Source organism: Nioella sp. MMSF_3534 (assembly GCF_030732985.1).
GTDB lineage: Bacteria > Pseudomonadota > Alphaproteobacteria > Rhodobacterales > Rhodobacteraceae > Nioella.
In genome coordinates, this window is the sequence record NZ_JASHJX010000031.1 from 1 (window position 1) to 16,623 (window position 16,623).

Here is a 16,623-nt window from a genome sequence, read left to right on the forward strand (position 1 = left end):
TGTACACCCCCTGTGCACCCCTCGTGCAGACAAATGGCACCGGAGGCAGGTCATGCGTAACCTGCTGCCGATCCTGACCATCGTCGCGGTGATCCTCGGGCTTTGGTACCTCGCCGTCGGGCCGATGAACTTCCGCCTGGCGCTCGATGCAGCGACGCGGGGCGGGGCGGATGTGACGCCGGCCACGCCCGATGAGCAGGGGCAGACCGGGCTGATCCGACTGATGCTGGACAATCCCGACGTCATGCCCGCCGCCTACGCGTTCGAGCGCCCGCGCCTGCCGCAGCCGCAGGCGGTGGTGGTCGAGATCTACGAGAACACGATCGGGCTGGCGCGGCGCTGTGAATGGCAGGGGTTCGGGGCGGAGCGGGACAACTGGTCGCCGCTATCGGATGGCTGCCTCAGGGTGATCGAGAACCGCCGGTCGCTGATCTTCCATGCCTGGCAGACGCTGGCGCCGACTTTGCTGGGGTTTGCCATTGGCACAGGGTTGGGCATCCTGCTGGCCGTGGGGATCGTTTATAACCGGACGATGGATCTGAGCGTGATGCCCTGGGCGATTGCGTCGCAGACCATTCCCATTCTGGCGATTGCGCCGATGGTGATCGTGGTGCTGAACGCGGTTGGCATTCAGGGGCTGCTGCCGAAATCGCTGATTTCCTCCTATCTCAGCTTCTTCCCGGTGGTGGTCGGCATGGTGAAGGGGCTGCGCAGTCCGGGGCCGATGGACCTCGACCTGTTGCGCACCTATTCGGCCAGCGGCGCGCAGGAATTCTGGAAACTGCGGCTGCCAAGCTCTCTGCCCTACCTCTTCGCGTCGCTGAAGATCGGCATCGCGGCGGCTCTGGTCGGCACCATCGTGGCGGAGCTGCCCACGGGCGCGCGGTTCGGGCTTGGATCACGTCTGCTGACCGGCAGCTATTACGGGCAGACGGTGCAGATCTGGGCGGCGCTGTTCATGGCGGCGATCTGTGCGGCGCTGCTGGTCTGGCTGATCGGGGCGGTTGAGAAACGAACGCTGACACGGTTGGGATTGGTGCGATGAGCGGGACAGAGGCGGGGAAATTCCTTGGAAGGAATTTGCAAAGCTCTTCGAAGAGCTTTCTTGCGCCCGTGGTCGCGGCCATCGCACTTGCCGGGGCGGGGGCGCTGGTGGATTGGCGTTTGGGCCTGGTGCTGGCGGTGTGGCTGGCGGCCTGGGGGCTGAACATCGTGCTGACCGAAAGCGGCAGCCCGGCCCGGCGCTTCGTCGTTCCCACCATATTCGGCATCACGCTGCTGGTGCTGTGGCAGATGTCGGTGCGGCTCTTCGATATCAGCCAGGTCATCCTGCCCGCGCCCACGGATATCTGGGTGGCAATCACCACCTCCGGCCCGATCCTCTGGGCCGATTTCGTGCAGACGGTCGTGAAAGGCGCGCTTTCGGGTTACATCATGGGCGCGGTGCTGGCCATTGCCACGGCCATCGCGGTGGACCGGTCGCAATTTCTGCAACGGGGACTGCTTCCTGTCGGCAATTTCATCGCGGCGCTGCCGATTGTGGGCACGGCGCCCATCCTGGTCATGTGGTTCGGCTTTGGCTGGCAATCGAAGGCGGCTGTCGTCGTGGTCATGGTCTTTTTCCCCATTCTGGTGAACACGGTGGCGGGGCTGAAGGAAACCGACGCGATGCAGCGCGACCTGATGCGGACCTATGCGGCGAGTTACTGGCAGAGCTTTGCCAAGCTGCGCCTGCCCGCCGCGCTGCCCTTCATCTTCAACGGGCTCAAAGTTTCGACAACGCTGGCGCTGATTGGTGCTATCGTGGCGGAATTCTTCGGCTCGCCCATTGTCGGCATGGGGTTTCGCATCAAGACCTCGTTCGGCACGCTGGAACTGGCTATGGTCTGGGCAGAGATTGCCGTGGCCGCGGTGGCGGGCTCCGGCTTTTACGGTTTGGTGACGCTGGCGGAGAAACGGCTCACCTTCTGGCACCCGTCGCAACGGACGGGACGATAAACGACAACAGAGATCCAACACTCGGAGGTAAGACAATGAAGAAACTGATGACATCGGCGCTGGCCCTCGGCCTTGCGACCGGCGCGGCTGCGGCTGACGAGGTGACGCTGCAATTGCAGTGGGTCACGCAGGCGCAGTTCGCGGGCTACTATGTGGCGCTGGAGAACGGCTATTACGAGGAAGAAGGGCTCGACGTGACGATCCAGCCCGGCGGCCCCGATATCGCGCCCCCGCAGGTGCTGGCCGGTGGCGGCGCCGACGTGATGCTGAACTGGATGCCCTCGGCGCTGGCGGCCCGTGAACGGGGCCTGCCGGTGGTGAACATCGCGCAGCCCTTTGCCCGCTCGGGCCTGATGCTGACCTGTTGGGCGGATTCGGGCATCACCGAGCCTGCGGACCTTGCAGGCCACACCATCGGCGTCTGGTTCTTCGGCAATGAATACCCGTTCCTGAGCTGGATGTCGCAGCTTGGCATCCCGACCGACGGGTCCGAGGGCGGCGTGACCGTTCTGCAGCAGGGCTTTAACGTCGATCCGCTGTTGCAGCGGCAGGCGGACTGTATCTCGACCATGACCTATAACGAATATGGTCAGGTGCTGGATGCGGGCGTCAGCCCCGATGACCTGATCACCTTCCAGTATGAGGATCAGGGTGTTGCGACGCTGGAAGACGGCATGTGGGTGCTGGAAGAGAACCTGGAAGACCCGGAATTCGTCGACCGCATGGCCCGCTTCGTGCGCGCCTCGATGCGCGGTTGGGACTGGGCCGAGGAGAACCCGGAAGACGCGGCGATGATCGTGCTGGATTATGACGAGACCGGCGCGCAGACCGAGTCGCACCAGGTGCGGATGATGAGCGAGATCGCCCTGCTGACCGCCGGGTCCGACGGGCGTCTGGATGAGGCCGCCTATCAGCGCACGGTGGATACGCTGCTGGCCGGTGGCTCTGACCCCGTGATCACGGCAGAGCCGGAAGGCGCGTTCACCCATGTCGTCACCGATATGGCGCTTGGCCAGTAACAGCGACCTTCAATCAAATTGTGGCGCGGTCCTCTGACGAGGGCCGCGCCGCTTTATTCTGGTGCCTGTTGCGGCGCGATGCGTCAGGCCCGGCGGGGCATTGGGTTGAAAGGGATCGGATTTAGGCGTTTGGCCAGAACCATGTTAGGCTGCCCTTCTTTGGGAGGACGAGATAATGGCAATGACGGTTCAGGTGATTTACCCCACCGGCGAGGGCAAGACCTTCGACTATGAGTATTACGTCGAGACGCACCTCCCGATGGTGGGCAAGGTGATGGGGCCGCATGGGCTGGCCGATGCCATGGTGACCAAGGGTCTGGCGGGCGGACCTGATGCGCCGCCGGGATATTTTGCCGTGGCGACGCTGCTGTTTCCCGACGAGGCGGCCATGAAGGCCGGGCTTGGCGCGGCGGGTCCGTTGCTGGAGGACATCCCCAACTTTACAAATGTACAGCCCGACATGCTGATCGGAACGACTCTGTAAAGCCGCGATCAAGGCTTTGCCAATAAACGGGTTTTCTGTTAATCCTTCGGCGTGAAACCCGAGAGGAGTGGCCTGATGCGCGACCGGCAGAATCCGGTGCGGCGACAATCGCTGACCGGCACACGCATTCGCGAGAGGCGCCTTGCACTGGCGATGAGGCAGAGCGATCTGGCGCAGGCGGTGGATATTTCGGCGAGCTATCTGAACCTCATCGAACACAACAAGCGCAAGATCGGCGGCAAGCTGGTTCTGGACCTCGCGCGGGCGCTGAAGGTGGAGCCGTCGCGCCTGACCGAAGGCATGGACGCCACCTTGTCGGACATGTTGCAGGCCGCCGCGCGGGACACGGCGCGCAGTTTCGGCCCGCCCGCCGAGACCGACCGGATCGACGAACTGGCGGGGCGGTTTCCCGGCTGGACCGGGCTGATCGGAGAGCAACAGAAACGCATCGCGGCGCTGGAGGCGGCGGTGGAAGGCCTGCAGGACCGGCTGAGCCATGACCCGGTGCTGGCGGAATCCATGCATGAGGTGCTGTCGACCGTGGCCGCCATCCGCTCGACCTCGGACATTCTGGTGCGCGAGCCCGATCTGGACGCGCAATGGCGCGGGCGGTTCCATCGCAACCTGCATGAAGAGGCGGAGCGCCTGTCGGCCAGCGCCACGGCATTGCTGGCGCATTTCGAGGGGCAGGGGGCGCGAGCCGAGACGCTGTCGACTCCGCAGGAGCAGGTGGAGGCGGTGTTCGAACTGGCGGGCCACCATTTCCCCGAGATCGAGGCAGGCGGGGCGGCGGCGATCCCAGAGGTTCTGGGCCGAATGGTCACGCTGGCCGATGACGATGCCCGCGATCTGGCGGCGCGTCATCTGGCGCGCTATGCGGCGGATGCGGCGCGGCTGCCGCTCGGCGAGGTGCTGGCCGCGGCGGCGGAGGTGGATTTCGACCCGCAGGCCCTGATGCCGCTGGCAGGCGGCGATGCGGCGCTGCTGCTGCGGCGGTTGGCGGCGCTGCCGCAAGGGGGCGCGCAGGCGGTGCCGGGTTTTGGGCTGGCCACCTGCGATGCCTCGGGCGCGCTGATTTTCCGCCGCCGGATCAATGCCTTCTCGATCCCGCGCTATGGGTCGGGCTGTCCGCTCTGGCCGCTTTACCGGGCACTTGGGCGGCCCATGGTGCCGGATAGCGCGGTGCTGGACCTTCCCGATGGCAGCCGCTTCCGGGCATGGGCCGTGTGCCAGCCCATTGGACCGGCGGGCTTCGGCGCGGAACCGGTGATGGAGGCCACGATGCTGCTGCGCGCGCTGCCCGACGATGCGCCCGCCAGCCCCGGTGCGGTGCCGGTCGGTCCGGGCTGTGCGCTGTGCCCGCGAGAGGCCTGCGCCGCGCGTCGGGCGGGAGGGCGTTTTGGCTAGGGACATATTCGGAAGGTCCAACAAGTATTTGACAATGGCCGGGGCATCGGCAAGCTAGGCGTCCAATCCAAACGGGGCAGGGAGGGTCCAGCTTGGGGCGCCGCGTTCTTCTCGTCGAGGACGAGATCAACATATTCGAGGCGATCAGCTTCCTGCTGTCCCGGGACGGGTGGGAGGTGTCCGGCCATGGCAATGGCGCGACCGCGCTGGACGAGATTGCACGGCTCGACCCCGATGTGCTGGTGCTGGACGTGATGCTGCCCGGACGGTCCGGTCTGGATATCCTGCGCGATCTGCGCAAGCAGCCTGAAACCGCTGATTTGCCGGTGCTGATGCTGACCGCAAAGGGCCAGTCCAAGGACCGCGATCTTGCGCTTGCGCTTGGGGCCAATGCCTATCTGACCAAGCCCTTTTCCAATTCCGAGATGGTGGAGACCCTGAACAGGGTGGCGACGGGCGGGCAAAAGGCCGGGACATGAGCCGCCGCCTGTTTCTCGAACGCCGCACCTACCGGCGCAACCGCCTGCAGGATGCGGCGCGGCTGGCCCCGGTTCTGGGGGCGTTCCTGTTCTTCGGGCCGGTCTTCATCCTGACCTCCGACACCGGGGTGAGCGGTGGCACCTCCGGCTGGCTGGTCTATTTCCTGGGCGTCTGGTTTGGGCTGGTGATCCTGTCGGCGGCCCTGTCCTATGCCATTGGCCGGGTGTTTCCGGGCGAGGACGGCGCCTGGCCCCCGTCTGACGGGTCGGAGGGCGGCTGATGCTGTCGCTCGACGGTCTGGTTGCCATTTGCATTCTTTATGTGGTGGCGCTGTTTGGCATCGCCTTTCTGGCCGAGAAGAAAGCCACCGAGGGCAATGCCCGCTGGCTCAATTCGCCCTTCGTCTACACCCTGTCGCTGTCGATCTACACCACCGCCTGGACCTTTTACGGTGCGGTCGGGTCGGCGGCGCGGTCGGGGCTGGAATTCATGACGATCTATCTGGGCCCGACGCTGGTTTTCATCGGCTGGTTCTGGCTGCTGCGAAAGATGGTCAGGATCGGGCGGGCGCAGCGGATCACCTCGATTGCCGACATGATCTCCAGCCGGTACGGCAAATCGGGCGCGCTGGCGGCGCTGGTCACGGTGCTGGCGGTGATCGGCACGACGCCTTATGTGGCGCTGCAATTGCAGTCGGTGACGCTGTCCTTCTCGGTCTTTGCCGATCCCGGTGAATTCGCGGCTTTGGGCACGGACACCACGGCGGTCTGGGTCGCGGGGGGGCTGGCGCTCTTTACGATCATCTTCGGCACCCGCAGCCTCGATGTGAACGAACGCCATCCCGGCCTTGTGTCCGCCATCGCGCTGGAGGCCATCGTCAAGCTGGCGGCGCTGCTGGCCGTGGGGGTCTTCGTGGTTTGGGGCGTGGCGGAGGGGCCTGCGGATATCCTCGCGCGGATCGACGAGAGCCCGATTTCGGAATGGAGTTCGAACGGCGCCAGATGGGTGGGGCTGACCACGCTTTCCGCCGCCGCCATCCTGTGCCTGCCGCGCATGTTCCAGGTGCTGGTGGTGGAAAACGCCAATGAGGGGCATCTGGCCACCGCGTCATGGGCGTTCCCGCTTTACCTGCTGCTCATGTCGCTCTTCGTGTTGCCGATTGCGGTGGTGGGGTTGCAGGTGCTGCCCGAGGGCGCGAACCCGGACCTTTACGTGTTGACGCTGCCCTTGGCCTTCGATCAGGACATGCTGGCGCTGCTGGTGTTTCTGGGCGGTTTTTCCTCGGCCACCTCGATGGTGATCGTCGCGGCGCTGGCGCTGTCGACCATGCTGTCGAACCATATCATCGTGCCGATCTGGCTGTGGGTCACCAAGGGCGAGGACCCGATGTCGGGCGATATGCGGCGGGTGGCGCTGATGGCGCGGCGGCTGTCGATCATCGGAGTGCTGTTCCTGGGGCTGATCTACTACCGCAGTTCCGGCGGCTCGGTGGCGCTGGCCTCGATCGGGTTGATTGCGTTTCTGGGCGTGAGCCAGGTGCTGCCGGCGCTTCTGGGCGGCATCTTCTGGCGCGGGGCGACGCGGGCGGGGGCCATGGCCGGGATCGGCGCGGGTTTTGCCATCTGGGCCTGGGTTCTGCTGATGCCCAATGCGGCGACCTCCGGTCTGATGCAGGGGATGCTGGAAAGCGGGCCCTTCGGGATCGAGTGGTTGCGGCCCTCCACCCCGCTTGGCATCCGCGGGGCGGACCCGCTGCTCACGGCGATGGTGCTGTCGCTTGGGGTCAATACCTTCCTCTTCACCTTCGTGTCGCTGATCACCTTCCCCTCGCCGATGGAACGGCTGCAAGGCGCGCAGTTCGTCAATGTCTTCGACCATTCCGCGCCCACGCCGGGCTGGCAGGGGGGCGCGGCGGCCGCCGATGACCTGTTGATCATGGCGCAGCGGATTTTGGGCACGGGACGCGCCGGGCGGCTCTTTCAACAGGCGGCGGCGGCGCAGGGTAGGGCGGCGAGCCTGCCGGACCCGAACCCGGATTTCCTGAAGATGCTGGAACGCGAACTGGCGGGGTCGGTGGGGGCCGCAACCGCGCATGCGATGGTCTACCAGATCACCGGCGGCGCGACCGTGTCTGTGCGTGACCTGCTGGCCGTGGCCGATGAAACCGCGCAGATGATGGAATATTCCAGCCAGCTGGAGCGGCAATCCTCGGAACTGACCCGCACCGCCGCGCGGCTGCGCGAAGCGAACCAGAAATTGACGGAACTGGCCGAGCAGAAGGATACCTTCCTGAGCCAGATCAGCCACGAGCTGCGCACGCCGATGACCTCGATCCGGGCGTTTTCGGAACTGCTGATGCAGGGCGAAGATCTGGAAGAGGAAACGCGGCAGAAATTCTCCCGCATCATCCACACCGAAAGCATGCGTCTGACGCGCCTGCTGGATGACCTGCTCGACCTGTCGGTGCTGGAACATGGCCGCGTCACGCTGAATGAAAGCCCTGCGACACTGGCCGAGGTGCTGGACAAGGCCGAGGCGGCGACCGGCGTCATGGAATCGGGCGGGCGCATTCGGATCGTGCGGGACCGGGACGCCGAGCAGATCGACCTCATGACCGATGGCGACCGGCTGGCGCAGGTCTTTATCAACCTCATTTCCAACGCCCAGAAATACTGCGATGCCGGGGAACCGGAACTGCGCATTCGCGTCCAACGCCAGCCGGGGCGCGTGGATGTGGAGTTTTCCGACAATGGCTCGGGCATCCCGGAGCGGCAGCAATCGCTGATTTTCGAGAAGTTCACCCGGCTGGAAACCACCCGCGACGCGCAAGGGGCGGGGCTGGGGCTGGCGATCAGCCGCGAGATCATGCAGCGCCTTGGCGGGCGGCTGAGCTATGTGCCGGGGCAGGGCGGGGCGGCCTTCCGGGTGCGCCTGCCGGGCCGGGCCCTGCGCGCCGCTTGACGCTTTCTTAACCTGTTTCATGGAAGAAAGATGCGGGCCATTCTGCCCGCCAGAGGGAGTGTCATGCCGTCAGACGGGTTCAATCCGGGCCTCAGGCTGAAAATCCGGTCGCCGAAAGGCGGCGATCCCGGTCAGCCTGCGCGCCCAGAGGGTGTGGACCCGGCGCTGACCCGCGCCTTGGGCAAGGCGGGTGCGCCCTATGAGGGGCTGTCGCTGGCCGCCACGCCCGACGCCCCGCAATGGGGTCTGCCCCTAGCCGATGTGATCGCCGCGCTGCCGGAGGGCGGGCTGGTCTGCCTGCTGGAGGCCGGGCAGGACCGCCGCGCGATCTGTGCGCTGGATCATGGGGCCGTGGATGCGCTGATCGAGGTGCAGACCACGGGCCGTGTCGACAAGGGGCCGGGCCTGCCCCGCGCGCCCACGAAGATCGACGCAGCGCTGACGCGGGATTTCATCGGCCTGTTCCTGAGCGCCTTTGCGGGTGAGATGGCGGGGGCCGCCGGCGTGGACTGGCCGCTTGGCCTGACTTACGGCACCCATCTGCCCGATCCGCGCGGGCTGGAGCTGTTGTTGCCCGATCACCCCTGCCACCTGTTCAGCGCCACGCTCGATCTGGGGGAGGGGGCCAAGACGGGCAGGATCCTTCTGGCCGCCCCCGTCACCGGCCCGGATTCGGACGCGCCCGAGGACAAGGCCGAGGCGCCTGGATGGGGGACAGACTGGCAGGAGATTGTCCTCGCCTCCCCCGCCACGCTGGAGGCGGTCTTGCTGCGCCAGGCCCTGCCCCTGTCGCGGGTCGAGGCGTTGCAGGTCGGCGATGTGCTGCCCTTCGACCGGTCCGATCTGGCCTCGGTTGCCATCTGTGACGTCGCGGGGCGGCGGCTGTTCACCGCGCGGCTTGGCCGCGCCGGGTCAAGGCGCGCGATCAACCTGACCGCGGGCGAGGGGCTGCGCCCGGCCCCTGTCCCGACCCCAGACCCGCAGTCCGTATCGCGCCCGCCGGAGCCTGTCCCCGAAGAGGCCCCACCCCCCGCTTGACCTTCCTCCCCGCTTGAGCCTTTCTGGGCGCGACAACCACCAAAGGGGGGACGGGCGATGAAATTCCTGCGCTACGGGGACAAGGGACAAGAGAAACCGGGCGTTCTGGACGCCGAGGGCAATCTGCGCGACCTCTCGGGCCAGATCGACGATCTGTCGGGTGACGTGCTTGGCCGCCTGTCGGACCTCACTACAGATGGCCCGCTTGTCGAGGGCAATCCCCGGATCGGCACCCCCGTTGCGGGCGTGGGCAAGATGGTCTGCATCGGTCTGAACTATTCCGACCACGCGGCAGAGGCCAACATGACCCCGCCGGACGAGCCGATGATCTTCATGAAGGCGACCTCCGCGATTTCCGGCCCCTATGACCCGATCGAACTGCCGCGCAGCTCGGTCAGCACCGATTGGGAGGTTGAACTGGGCGTCGTCATCGGCAAGCCCGCCAAATACATCACCGCCGATCAGGTGATGGACCATGTGGCGGGCTTCGTGGCCGTCAATGACGTGTCAGAGCGCGATTTCCAGATCCGCCGGTCAGGCCAGTTCACCAAGGGCAAAAGCTGCGACACGTTCGGACCGGTCGGCCCCTGGCTGGTGACGCCCGACGAGATTGCCGATCCGCAGAATGTCGCCCTGCGCCTGAGCGTAAACGGCGAGACCATGCAGAACGGCAACACGCGCGACATGATCTTCCCCATGGCCGAGGCTATCGCCCATCTGAGCCATTTCATGAGCTTCCAGCCGGGCGATATCATCGCCACCGGCACCCCCGCCGGCGTCGGTATGGGAATGAACCCCCCGCGCTACCTGCGCGCGGGCGATGAGATTGTGCTGGAGGTCGCGGGGCTCGGTCAGCAACGCATGCAGGTGGTGCAGGGCTGAGACGCGGACAGGCCGCTAGAACCAATTTGACGAAAACCTGTCGATAAATGAAAAAATGCCTTTGCAAAGATGCAAGGGCATCACGTTTCTGCCCAGATTCGACGCCATCTTCTGGCCATGACCAAAAGAAGGGCACGGGAATCAGTCCCGGAGATCCTGGCAGGAGAAGACGCATGAAACGTATTGTACTCGCATTTCTGGGCCTCGCCGCAATGGGCGTCTCGGCCTGTTCCACCGTCCCCCATGTGGACGTGACGCAAAACATCACCGTGCCGACGGGCCTCGCCGCGCAGGCAGAGGCCGCCGACTGGCAGGTTGAGACCATCAATATTCTGGTTCCCGACAGCCTGACGGTATCGGAAGCCAACACGATCAAGCCGCGGTCCGACATTGTCTGGCGCGAAGGCCCCATCGACGGTGACCGTCACCAGCAGGTGCAGGAACTGATCTTCGAGGCCATGGAATTCGCCCTGCGCCCGCTCGCCGAAGAGGGCAGCACCCCCGTCACGGTCGAGCTGGAGGTCATCCGTTTCCACGCCCTGACCGAACGCGCCCGCTATACCATCGGCGGCGAGCATGAGATCGAGTTCCTGTTCACCGTGCGCGACGCCGAAACCGGTGCGGCGCTCACCGGTCCGATCCCGGTGGACCTGACCTTCCGCGCCCTTGGCGGCAGCCGCGCCATCGCGGCGGAACGCGACGGCATCTATCAGCGCGACCGCATCCAGAGCCAGATCATCGGGTGGGCGCGGCAGGAATTCGGCCTCGACGTTCAGGGCACGGAATACGTGTTCTGACCGTTCCCAAGGCCAGAGAATCCCGATATGGGGGGCGTATGAACACGCCCCCCATTTCCGTTCTGCGCCTGAAACCCAAGGCCGACGCCCGCCGCATCCGCCATGGCCACCCCTGGGCCTGGGCTGATGAGATCGTTCTCGACCGCCGCTCGCGCGCCGTCCCTGCGGGGGCGCTGTGCCTGCTGGAAGATGGCGACCGTCAGCCGCTGGCCATGGGCATCGCCACGGTCGGGGCCAAGATCGCCTTTCGCGTGCTGGACCGCGACCCCTCTGCGGTGATCGACGCCGCCTGGTTGCGGGCGAAACTGGCCGCCGCGCTCGACCTGCGCGCCCGGCTTTTCGATGCGCCCTACTACCGGCTTGTCCATGCCGAGGGCGACGCGCTGCCCGGCCTGATCGTCGACCGGTTCGGGGATGTGCTGGTGGTCCAGCCCAATGCGATCTGGATCGAGGAGAGGCTGGACGACCTGACCGCCATCCTTGCCGATCTGACCGGCGCCACCACCATCATCAAGAACGGATCGGGCCGCGCCCGCGCGCAGGAGGGGCTGGAGGAGGACAGCGGCCTGCTGCTCGGGTCTGCGCCCGCCGCGCCCCTGCCGGTCCAGATGAACGGCGCCACCTATCTGGCCGATGTGATGGGTGGGCAGAAGACCGGCCTCTTCTACGACCAGCGGCCCAACCACGCCTTCGCCCGGTCAATGGCCAAGGGCGCGCGCGTGCTCGATGTCTTCTCCCATGTGGGCGGTTTCGCATTGGCGGCACTGGCTGGCGGCGCAACACAGGCGCTCTCCATCGATGCCTCCGCCCCGGCGCTGGACCTGGCCACCGAGGGCGCGACCCGGATGGGCATGGCTGAGCGTTTCGCCACACGGCAGGGCGACGCCTTTGCGGTGATGGAGGATCTGGCGGCAGCGGATGAGCGCTTCGACATCGTCATCGCCGATCCACCCGCCTTCGCCCCCTCGAAACAGGCGCTGACGCAAGGGCTGCGCGCCTATGAACGGGTCGCACGTCTTGCCGCGCCTCTGGTGGCCCCCGGCGGCACGCTCATCCTGTGCAGCTGTTCCCACGCCGCCGATCTGGGCAAGTTCCGACAGGCCTGCCTGCGCGGCATCGGCCGGGCCGGGCGCGACCCGCGCGTCCTGCACACCGGCTTTGCCGGGCCGGATCATCCGCAGCACCCGGCGCTCAGCGACACCGGCTATCTCAAGGCGCTCGCCTTGCGCCTGCTGCCATGAGGCTCTGCCTCGACGCCTGCGTGCTCTACCCCACGGTGCTGCGCGAAATCCTGATGGGTGTCGCAGGGCAGGGGCTCTTCACACCGCTCTGGTCGGCCCGCATCGCCGAGGAATGGCGCCGCACGGCGGACCGTCAAAGCCCCGGTGACGGCGTCATTGCGGAAGGCGAGATCGCGCTCCTGAATGCCCGCTGGCCCGAGGCGCAGATCCCCGCCGATCCCGATCTCGAACAGCAGCTCTGGCTGCCCGACCCCGCCGATATCCATGTGCTCGCCACGGCGATCAAGGGGCAGGCACAGGGCATCGTCACCCTCAATCTGCGCGATTTCCCGGCGCGAGAGCTTCAGCCCCACAACCTGCAAGCCCACCATCCCGATGCGCTGCTCTACCGGCTCTGGCAGGGCCATCCCGATCCCGTCGCGCAGACCGTGACACGGGTCCACACCACCGCCCAATTCCTCGCGGGCGAACCGCTGGACCTGCGCAAGCTGATGAAACGCGCCCGGCTGCCGCGTCTTGGCAAGGCGCTCTCTTCTTCTTGGTGACAAATACTCTCGCCGAAGGCGGTCCAGCCGCTGCAACCAGACCATCCGGCGGGCCACGCACAGGTCTCCCCAAGCATCCATGGCAATGCGGGCCGAGGAGGCCCCCGCGAAAGCGGGGGTTGACGAGGCGCGCTCCCGGGTCGACGCCGAAGGCGGCGAAACCGCTTTACCCCCGCGCCTCGTCCCATCGGGCTTCCAGCGCCTCGATGGCGGCGATCCGGTCCGGCGTCTTGGGGTGGCTCATCAGCCAGGCCGGTGCCCCGCGCCCGGCCATGCCGGTCAACCCCTCCAGCTTCGACAGCAGCGCCTTTTGCGGCCCGGTGCCGAAGCCCGCCTTCACCATCAGCGCGGCGGCATAGGCATCGGCCTCATACTCATCGCCGCGCGAAATCCGTGCCACGACAAGCGAGGTCAGCACCCCCGCCAGCCACGGGCCAAGCCCCGGCAGAAACCGCCCCAGGACGGAGGCAAGGATCGTGCGAACGGCATTCTGGCCGGAAAAGTCGATCATCCGCCGCCGCGTATGGCCAAGCGCCACATGCCCCAGTTCATGGGCGACGACGCTGGCCAGTTCCTCGCCGGTCACCTCGCCCGCGCGGTACCGGTCATAGAAGCCGCGTGTCAGGAAAATCCGCCCATCCGGCGCCGCCAGCCCGTTCACCGGCTCCACCTCGTACAGATTGACCCGAATGCGCGGCAGCTCCAGCGCCGCGGCCAGCCGGTCCATGACGCCTTTCAGCGCCGGATCGGCCAGTTCGGTCGAGCGTTCATCCAGCTCGCGCCGGGTGCGCCAGGCGGAGAAATGGTACATCACCAGCCCGTAGGCGATGGCAAGCAGGATGGGGGTCAGGCGCAGGATCATGGGGCAGATATGGGGCCGGGCGCGCGATTGGGCAAGGGATCAGAGCGGCAGGGCGGGGCTGCGCCCCGCATCCTCGAATTCCCACTCCGCCGACCAGTCTTCGCCGCTGCGCTCCAGCACCAGGAAATTGCGTTCGGCAATATAGCGCTGCGCCTGTCCGGGAATGCGCGCCATGCGGATCTTGTGGCCTTTCAGCGGCGAGTCCCCAAAAGCCGCCAGCGCGCCGAGCACCTTGGCCCAGGCCTTGGGCGGTGCCCGGTGCGAAATGCCCGAAGCCACCAGCTGATGCAGCGTGTCGCCGCTTGGCAGGCTCATCTCGCCCCGCGCCGCCAGGTGAATCTCGCCCGACAGCACCGTGACCTGCTGATCCGCGTGATCGGCGATCCGGGCCATCAGCTCCAGCATATGTGTCCAGCTTTCGCGATGCGCGCGGCTTTGCCACTGGTCGCGCAGGTCGTCCTCGTATTTCTGCATGCGTGGCGTCAGCACCATCAGCAGTTCCAGCAGCGACAGGCGCGGGCCAAGCAGAGGGACGCTCGACATGACCAGCGTGCGGCCGGGGCAGGGGCTGCGGGTCTCGTCCTCCATCATCTGCCAGCCGCCCTTGCCCATCACCTCGCGCCGCGTGCGTTCGCTGCGCAGATCGGGGCCGAGGAGGCGCAGGCCGGGGGCGCTGACGGACCAACCCAGATGCAGGCCGCTTGGGTCGCGGAACCGGGCGGGCAGATCGCCCTCCACCGTTCCATGCTGGAACAGAAGCGCCGCTTCGCGTGCCACGTCAAAGAGCGCCTGACCGACCGGCGAATAGGTGCGTGAGCGGCGCAGCGACCCCCAGCCATCGCAGATGTCATGGTCATCCCACTGCATCAGCGCCGGCACGCGCGCGGCCAGATAGGCGAATTCGGGCGCCTTGTAGAGCGTGATGTAGCGATCCGCGAAGCGCGCGCGCAGGTGGTCGCGCAAACTGGCCAGATCGGCGCGGGAGGGATCGCGCGGGATGCGGTCGGGCCAGTCCTCGGACAGCGGGTGCCCATGGGTGGCCTCATCCGCATAGACCTGGTCGCCGCCATGCAGGATCAGCGAAAAGGGTTTTTCGTCATGCTCCGCACCCAGGCGCGCCCACATGGCGTTGCGCTCCGCCCCGTCGCGGTCCAGATCGCCATGTTCCTCGCCATTGCAGGACACGAAGGCCAGCCGCCCGCCGTCCTCCGGCAGACCCGCCAGCGCGTAATCGGTGCCGTTCCAGTGGTAGGAGGACGGCCGGTCGAGCGGCACGGAGAACCGCGCGCGGTGCACGGTCACACCGGCCAGATCGGCAAGTCGCACCATATCCGCCGGACCGTCCCCGGTGTCCGGCGCGGGCACGTCCTGCCCCTCGGGCGCGATCAGCAGCGCGGCCAGATGCATCCGCCCGTCGCGGATATCGTCAAGGATGAGGATCGGGCCGAGAATCCGGTCGGGGCTGGTCATGGTCCCGATTTAGAGTCCGGCGCGTCAGGGTTCAACCGCGCGCCGCGCCTTCTGGGCCTTCAGCGCCCCGCGAATCCAGATCACCATCGCGCCCACAACCGCCAGGGCCGCCAGCAGCCCGACCGCATTGCCCAGAATGTCGGACACCGCCTCGATCTGGCTGGCAAACCCGTATCCCAGGCCCACATAGATCGTGACCCAGATGGTTTCGCCCAACACGTCCCAGAGCGTGAAGCGCAGCCAGCCGAGCCCGGTGGTCCCTGCGATGACATTCACCCAAGGTCCAAGCGGCGCGAAAAGCCAGGTGGAAAAGAAGACGCCAAGCCCGCCACGCTTGTCGACCAGACCCCGCGCCCGGTTCAGAACCGCGCTACGGGCCGGGGTGCGGGCGATGCGCTCGACCAGCGGTGCGCCGCCGTGGCGGCCAATCAGGTAGCCGGTCTGATCGCCCAACACGGCCCCGCCCCAGGCCCCGGCGATGACCTGCCACAGCGCCAGATCGCCCGCCGCCACGAAGGCCCCGCCCGACAGCATCATCAGCGAGGTGGGAATGGGCAGCGCCAGACAGGACAGAAAGGACGAGGCGAAGATCACCAGCGCGCCCCAGGTGGTGACGAGGGCAAAGATCGTATCTGTCATGGGCGCGCGTCCCCCCGTGTGGCCCGGAAGGCGTCGATGGCAGCCTGTAACGCCGCCGCCAACACCTCGACCGGCACGTCCCGCTCTGCCGCAAGCTCCTGCAAGCTGCGCGGGCCGCCGGGGGCGGGCGGCAGGTCCAGCGCCTCGAAAGCCACCTCGCGCGGGACGTCCCAGGAATGGGCCACGTAGCCCGGCGTCATCCACGGCTCGATCGCCTGATCGCGATGCGCGGGATCGGCCCAGTAGATCCAGAACGCCACCAGCCGCACGGCAAAGAACAGGCTCACCACCAATGCGCCCCCGAGGATCACGGTGGCAACCGGCGCAGCCTGCCAGATACGGCGGAGAGAGGCGAACATGGGCGGTCCTAAAAAGGGGCGTCAGGGGATGACACGGACCATGGCGCGATTTCCGTCGCGGGGGAAGCGCATTTGCAGCGCATCCCGCGCAACATGCGGGCGGGGGTCGGAGCCATGATCCGCGCCGGCCCCCGCCTTGGGTCAGCCAGCCGCCATGGCCTTGATGTCAGCGGCACTGGGGGTGCTTCCGCCAATGCCCCATTGACCGCTGCGCACCTCCTTGACGCGGACCCAGGTCACGCCGCGCATGGCCTCGCCTTCCACTTCCACCATGGCATTGGTGACCTTTTCGATCATCTGGGCCTTTTGGGCCTGATCGAAGACACCTTCGATGACTTCAATATCGACAAGTGGCATTTTCCTTCTCCTTCTCCTTCAATGTGTTGAACATCGCAAGATTGCCGCCACGGACGTATTCCGTTCCAGTCATCAAACTGAAGC

18 protein-coding genes are annotated in these 16,623 nt (G+C 66.5%); 13 read left to right on the forward strand and 5 right to left on the reverse strand.

Annotated elements, in window-relative coordinates; genetic code table 11:
• Window positions 1-52 precede the first annotated feature (52 nt).
• The 13 genes from RBB16_RS13430 to RBB16_RS13490 all read left to right on the forward strand — a co-directional run bounded on the left by RBB16_RS13430 (window position 53) and on the right by RBB16_RS13490 (window position 12,852).
• Entirely contained in the window at window positions 53-1,045 is a 993-nt protein-coding gene (locus tag RBB16_RS13430; protein ID WP_306046661.1) for an ABC transporter permease, read from the forward strand.
• Window positions 1,042-1,998, forward strand: coding sequence for an ABC transporter permease (locus tag RBB16_RS13435; RefSeq protein ID WP_306046662.1), 957 nt, complete (start codon window positions 1,042-1,044; stop codon window positions 1,996-1,998). The genes RBB16_RS13430 and RBB16_RS13435 overlap by 4 nt, the downstream gene beginning before the upstream one ends.
• A gap of 35 nt (window positions 1,999-2,033) precedes the next feature.
• A complete protein-coding gene (locus tag RBB16_RS13440; RefSeq protein WP_127559992.1) occupies window positions 2,034-3,017 on the forward strand; it encodes an ABC transporter substrate-binding protein in 984 nt (327 codons plus the stop codon).
• 175 nt (window positions 3,018-3,192) lie between these two features.
• Window positions 3,193-3,501 (forward strand): EthD family reductase, encoded by a 309-nt coding sequence (locus tag RBB16_RS13445; RefSeq protein WP_306046663.1) that lies wholly within the window; start codon window positions 3,193-3,195, stop codon window positions 3,499-3,501.
• 75 nt (window positions 3,502-3,576) lie between these two features.
• Window positions 3,577-4,908 (forward strand): short-chain fatty acyl-CoA regulator family protein, encoded by a 1,332-nt coding sequence (locus RBB16_RS13450; protein ID WP_306046664.1) that lies wholly within the window; start codon window positions 3,577-3,579, stop codon window positions 4,906-4,908.
• A 92-nt stretch (window positions 4,909-5,000) separates the two neighbouring features.
• Window positions 5,001-5,387: a response regulator transcription factor gene (locus RBB16_RS13455; RefSeq protein ID WP_306046665.1), complete on the forward strand. Its 387-nt coding sequence runs from the start codon at window positions 5,001-5,003 to the stop codon at window positions 5,385-5,387.
• On the forward strand, window positions 5,384-5,668 hold the full coding sequence (locus RBB16_RS13460) for a hypothetical protein (RefSeq protein ID WP_071690130.1): 285 nt from the start codon (window positions 5,384-5,386) through the stop codon (window positions 5,666-5,668). The genes RBB16_RS13455 and RBB16_RS13460 overlap by 4 nt, the downstream gene beginning before the upstream one ends.
• Window positions 5,668-8,349, forward strand: coding sequence for a sensor histidine kinase (locus RBB16_RS13465; RefSeq protein ID WP_306046666.1), 2,682 nt, complete (start codon window positions 5,668-5,670; stop codon window positions 8,347-8,349). Before RBB16_RS13460 ends, RBB16_RS13465 begins: the two co-directional genes overlap by 1 nt.
• A gap of 63 nt (window positions 8,350-8,412) precedes the next feature.
• Window positions 8,413-9,387 (forward strand): FliM/FliN family flagellar motor C-terminal domain-containing protein, encoded by a 975-nt coding sequence (locus RBB16_RS13470; protein ID WP_306046667.1) that lies wholly within the window; start codon window positions 8,413-8,415, stop codon window positions 9,385-9,387.
• 57 nt (window positions 9,388-9,444) lie between these two features.
• Window positions 9,445-10,269 carry a fumarylacetoacetate hydrolase family protein gene (locus RBB16_RS13475; protein WP_306046668.1) on the forward strand — a complete coding sequence of 275 codons (825 nt, stop codon included), beginning with the start codon at window positions 9,445-9,447 and terminating at the stop codon, window positions 10,267-10,269.
• Between the two features lie 173 nt (window positions 10,270-10,442).
• Entirely contained in the window at window positions 10,443-11,066 is a 624-nt protein-coding gene (locus RBB16_RS13480; protein ID WP_306046669.1) for a DUF6778 family protein, read from the forward strand.
• A 38-nt stretch (window positions 11,067-11,104) separates the two neighbouring features.
• Window positions 11,105-12,307, forward strand: coding sequence for an RSP_2647 family RNA methyltransferase (locus tag RBB16_RS13485; protein WP_306046670.1), 1,203 nt, complete (start codon window positions 11,105-11,107; stop codon window positions 12,305-12,307).
• On the forward strand, window positions 12,304-12,852 hold the full coding sequence (locus RBB16_RS13490; protein WP_306046671.1) for an RSP_2648 family PIN domain-containing protein: 549 nt from the start codon (window positions 12,304-12,306) through the stop codon (window positions 12,850-12,852). The genes RBB16_RS13485 and RBB16_RS13490 overlap by 4 nt, the downstream gene beginning before the upstream one ends.
• A 166-nt stretch (window positions 12,853-13,018) precedes the next feature.
• On the opposite strand, the gene RBB16_RS13495 is transcribed toward RBB16_RS13490, so the two are convergent.
• The 5 genes from RBB16_RS13495 to RBB16_RS13515 all read right to left on the reverse strand — a co-directional run bounded on the left by RBB16_RS13495 (window position 13,019) and on the right by RBB16_RS13515 (window position 16,539).
• Window positions 13,019-13,711, reverse strand: coding sequence for a M48 family metalloprotease (locus tag RBB16_RS13495; protein ID WP_306046709.1), 693 nt, complete (start codon window positions 13,709-13,711; stop codon window positions 13,019-13,021).
• Between the two features lie 42 nt (window positions 13,712-13,753).
• Window positions 13,754-15,184, reverse strand: coding sequence for an alkaline phosphatase D family protein (locus RBB16_RS13500; RefSeq protein WP_306046672.1), 1,431 nt, complete (start codon window positions 15,182-15,184; stop codon window positions 13,754-13,756).
• A gap of 24 nt (window positions 15,185-15,208) precedes the next feature.
• A complete protein-coding gene (locus tag RBB16_RS13505; RefSeq protein ID WP_306046673.1) occupies window positions 15,209-15,823 on the reverse strand; it encodes a DedA family protein in 615 nt (204 codons plus the stop codon).
• Window positions 15,820-16,182 (reverse strand): hypothetical protein, encoded by a 363-nt coding sequence (locus RBB16_RS13510; RefSeq protein WP_306046674.1) that lies wholly within the window; start codon window positions 16,180-16,182, stop codon window positions 15,820-15,822. The genes RBB16_RS13505 and RBB16_RS13510 overlap by 4 nt, the downstream gene beginning before the upstream one ends.
• 141 nt (window positions 16,183-16,323) lie before the next feature.
• The gene (locus RBB16_RS13515) at window positions 16,324-16,539 is read right to left on the reverse strand and encodes a tautomerase family protein (protein ID WP_127560015.1); all 216 of its coding nucleotides are present in this window, start codon (window positions 16,537-16,539) and stop codon (window positions 16,324-16,326) included.
• Window positions 16,540-16,623 lie beyond the last annotated feature (84 nt).

Excerpts from the sequence above, each read along its gene's own strand:
- RBB16_RS13430 (WP_306046661.1), top strand. The coding sequence starts at position 53 with ATGCGTAACCTGCTGCCGATCCTGACCATCGTCGCGGTGATCCTCGGG.
- RBB16_RS13435 (WP_306046662.1), top strand. The coding sequence starts at position 1,042 with ATGAGCGGGACAGAGGCGGGGAAATTCCTTGGAAGGAATTTGCAAAGC.
- RBB16_RS13440 (WP_127559992.1), top strand. The coding sequence starts at position 2,034 with ATGAAGAAACTGATGACATCGGCGCTGGCCCTCGGCCTTGCGACCGGC.
- RBB16_RS13445 (WP_306046663.1), top strand. The coding sequence starts at position 3,193 with ATGGCAATGACGGTTCAGGTGATTTACCCCACCGGCGAGGGCAAGACC.
- RBB16_RS13450 (WP_306046664.1), top strand. The coding sequence starts at position 3,577 with ATGCGCGACCGGCAGAATCCGGTGCGGCGACAATCGCTGACCGGCACA.
- RBB16_RS13460 (WP_071690130.1), top strand. The coding sequence starts at position 5,384 with ATGAGCCGCCGCCTGTTTCTCGAACGCCGCACCTACCGGCGCAACCGC.
- RBB16_RS13465 (WP_306046666.1), top strand. The coding sequence starts at position 5,668 with ATGCTGTCGCTCGACGGTCTGGTTGCCATTTGCATTCTTTATGTGGTG.
- RBB16_RS13470 (WP_306046667.1), top strand. The coding sequence starts at position 8,413 with ATGCCGTCAGACGGGTTCAATCCGGGCCTCAGGCTGAAAATCCGGTCG.
- RBB16_RS13475 (WP_306046668.1), top strand. The coding sequence starts at position 9,445 with ATGAAATTCCTGCGCTACGGGGACAAGGGACAAGAGAAACCGGGCGTT.
- RBB16_RS13480 (WP_306046669.1), top strand. The coding sequence starts at position 10,443 with ATGAAACGTATTGTACTCGCATTTCTGGGCCTCGCCGCAATGGGCGTC.
- RBB16_RS13485 (WP_306046670.1), top strand. The coding sequence starts at position 11,105 with ATGAACACGCCCCCCATTTCCGTTCTGCGCCTGAAACCCAAGGCCGAC.
- RBB16_RS13490 (WP_306046671.1), top strand. The coding sequence starts at position 12,304 with ATGAGGCTCTGCCTCGACGCCTGCGTGCTCTACCCCACGGTGCTGCGC.
- RBB16_RS13500 (WP_306046672.1), bottom strand. The coding sequence starts at position 15,184 with ATGACCAGCCCCGACCGGATTCTCGGCCCGATCCTCATCCTTGACGAT.
- RBB16_RS13505 (WP_306046673.1), bottom strand. The coding sequence starts at position 15,823 with ATGACAGATACGATCTTTGCCCTCGTCACCACCTGGGGCGCGCTGGTG.
- RBB16_RS13510 (WP_306046674.1), bottom strand. The coding sequence starts at position 16,182 with ATGTTCGCCTCTCTCCGCCGTATCTGGCAGGCTGCGCCGGTTGCCACC.
- RBB16_RS13515 (WP_127560015.1), bottom strand. The coding sequence starts at position 16,539 with ATGCCACTTGTCGATATTGAAGTCATCGAAGGTGTCTTCGATCAGGCC.